The sequence below is a fragment of the Mycobacterium sp. NGS62 genome (assembly GCF_059812285.1).
Genome location: NZ_JCALCK010000041.1, coordinates 1 through 2,767, shown reverse-complemented (window position 1 = coordinate 2,767; position 2,767 = coordinate 1). Strand labels below are relative to the sequence as shown.

The following is a 2,767-nucleotide window of genomic DNA, read 5'->3' as shown; positions in this document are numbered from 1 at the left end:
GCACCTATTGACTGAACTAACTCCAGTGTTCCGGCATGTCAGCGCGGTGGTCGGCGAATGGCGGTCCTACCGTCGGTGTCGTGTTGGACGACCTGGAGGAAGTGCGGGATCTGTCGGTGTTGGCGGTTCCGGCGGTGGGGTCGCTGGTGGCGACGGGCTCGAAGTGGGAGCCATATCAGCTGCTTGATCCGGTGGGCAGACCGGTGCTCGCGACTACGTCGTTCTTCGCTGATCTGCTGGCTGCCGGCCGCAGCGAATCGACGGTCCGCTCGTATGGGATGGACTTGTTGCGCTGGTTCCGGTTCCTGTGGGCGATCGACGTGGCGTGGGATCGCGCGACGAGGCCGGAGGCGCGGGATTTCTGCCGGTGGCTGGCGGTCACGAACGGCCCGACGGGTTCTGGTTCGAGACCACGGGCCGCAGCGCGGTATTCGGTGGCGGTGCGGACTCACAGCGAGACGGTGCTGCGCTGCTTTTACGACTTTCACCGCGACGTCGGCACTGGACCGATGGTAAATCCATTCCCGCTGGATCGGTCTCGGCGCGGTGGTCGCGCGCACGCGCATCACAACCCGATGGAGCCCTACCACCGCGAGCGGTCCGGGCTGTATCGCCCGCGCGTGGTCACGCGGGTGCCGCGCAGCATCCCGGACGAGGAGTTCAACGAGATCTTCGCGCGGCTGCCCTCGCATCGGGACCGCGCGCTGGTGGCGTTTTACGTGTCTACCGGGGCACGCGCCTCGGAGCTGTTGAGCGTGACACAGGGCGGCGTGGATCCCGGGCGGCAGTTGATCACCGTGGTGCGCAAGGGCACTCGGCACATCCAAGAGCTACCGGCATCCTCGGACGCGTTCGTGTGGCTGCGGTTGTATCAGGTGGAGATGGAGGGCTTGATCCCACGCGGACAGGCCAAGCCGTTATGGTGGACGCGACGAAAGCCGTTTCGGCCGTTGACCTATCACGCGGCGCATCGCATGTTCGAGCGGGTAAACGCCGATGCCGGAACCACGGCGACGCTGCACGCGCTGCGGCACACGGCCGCTTATCGGATGGCCCAGGACCCAGCGATGCCGCTCACCGACGTGCAGTATGTGCTCGGGCATGCACAGCTGACCACCACACAGATCTACCTCACGCCGCGCAAGGAGGACGTGATCGAGCGGGTGTTAGCCCACCATGCCGACCAGGTCCGCAAGGCCGCGCAAGGCACGCCGCCGCCCGCGCCAGGCTACCGATCCGAGACCCTTGAAGTGCTGTTCGGTAGGAGGATTCCATGATCACCGCCGTCGAGACCGTGCATGGTGCAGGGCACGCGCCCGCGGTAGATGATCCTACGGAATCGCAAAGGGCGCAGTCCGATTGGCGAGCACGCTATCCGTTTCGCCCGGTCGTGACCGACTGGCTGGCCACGCGCGCCGATCGCGACGAAGTGGATCGCATCGTCATAGCCGCGCCCGCGGTGCTGCCGTCGGATCGGGTGCGAGAAGCGCGTCGATGGGGCTTGCCGCTGCTGTTGGATTGGCTCGCCGACCAACCGGGCGGCACCTGGCAGCAGCGCTGGCTGGCCAGCGGCGCTGATGCAGCCCGTGAGGACTGGGCGCGGGAACCGGAGCAGTGGCTTCGCCGTCAAGGGAAGTACTCCGAGAACCGGTTGCGCTTGATGACCAGCTCGCTGCTGGTGCTCGTTGGCGCGGACCTGGTGCGGCCGTCACTCGAGTGGCTGTTGACCGGCGGGAAGAAACGCAAGCTGGTTCGCAACATGGTCCATGGCCGCGACGACGCGGGCTTCGACCGGTTGCGCCAGTTATGTGAGGAAGACCCAGCGATCAAGCTAGCTGCATTGCAGGACATCATGTTTCGATCCGCGGTGATCGCCGCAGCCAAGGGCGGCACGCTGGCCGACATCACCGTCGGTGATGTGCTGGAGATCCTTGAGGTCGAGTATGCGGTGCGGGGCCGCGCGGATTCGGCGTCGGCGACCTTCCGGGTACTGCGTGAGGCGGGCGTGTTCGGCGCCGATACGCCCACGCTGCAGGAGATCCGCAGCCTCGGCCAACGCTCGGCTGCCCAGCTCGTCGACCGTTACCCGATCACCTGCCGCCCGATGCGCGACCTGCTCGTCGCTTATCTGGCCGAGCGGCAGCCGGCGATCGACTACACCACCCTGGTCAGTTTGGCGTATCACCTGGTGCGGTGCTTCTGGTTCGACCTCGAGCAACACCATCCCGGCATCGATTCACTGCGGTTGCCACGTGAGGTCGCCGGCGCATGGAAACGACGGTTGCGCACCAAGACCACCACCGTCATCCGCGACGGCGAACGCGTCAAGGTGGAGTCCGAACGCCTCGACTACCTGAGCGCACTGGCCACCGTGCGGGCGTTCTACCTCGACCTGGCCCAATGGGGACTCGACGACCCAGTGCGATGGGGCGTATGGGTGGCACCGTGCCCGATCAGCCAAGAAGACCTGGTTCGGAAAAAGTTCTTCCGGCGGCGCAAAGCTCGCATGGACAGCCGTACCCGCGAACGGCTGCCGGTGCTGCCCGTTCTCGTTGAAGTCGTCGACCGATGGCGCCGAGAGTCGCTGGAACTTCTAGAAGCCGGCCTTCCGATCCGTCCCGGGACCCAGTTCACCGCCGCAGGCAAGACGCTGACCAGGATCGAACGTCCGCACTCGGCCACAGACAACGTTTGGGTGCGTCATCCCGAAACCAGTAAGCCGTGGCTGCTCAACCGCGACGAGGAGCACGCCTTCTGGGCCTGGGCG

At 66.0% G+C, this 2,767-nt stretch carries 2 protein-coding genes; both read left to right on the top strand.

Annotated elements, in window-relative coordinates; genetic code table 11:
- Positions 1-80 precede the first annotated feature (80 nt).
- Positions 81-1,277, top strand: a complete 1,197-nt coding sequence (locus tag AC5Y49_RS24510; protein WP_499891974.1) for a tyrosine-type recombinase/integrase — start codon at positions 81-83, stop codon at positions 1,275-1,277.
- The coding region (locus tag AC5Y49_RS24505; RefSeq protein ID WP_499891973.1) for a site-specific integrase at positions 1,274-2,767 on the top strand (1,494 nt) is incomplete at its 3' end. The genes AC5Y49_RS24510 and AC5Y49_RS24505, both read left to right, overlap by 4 nt.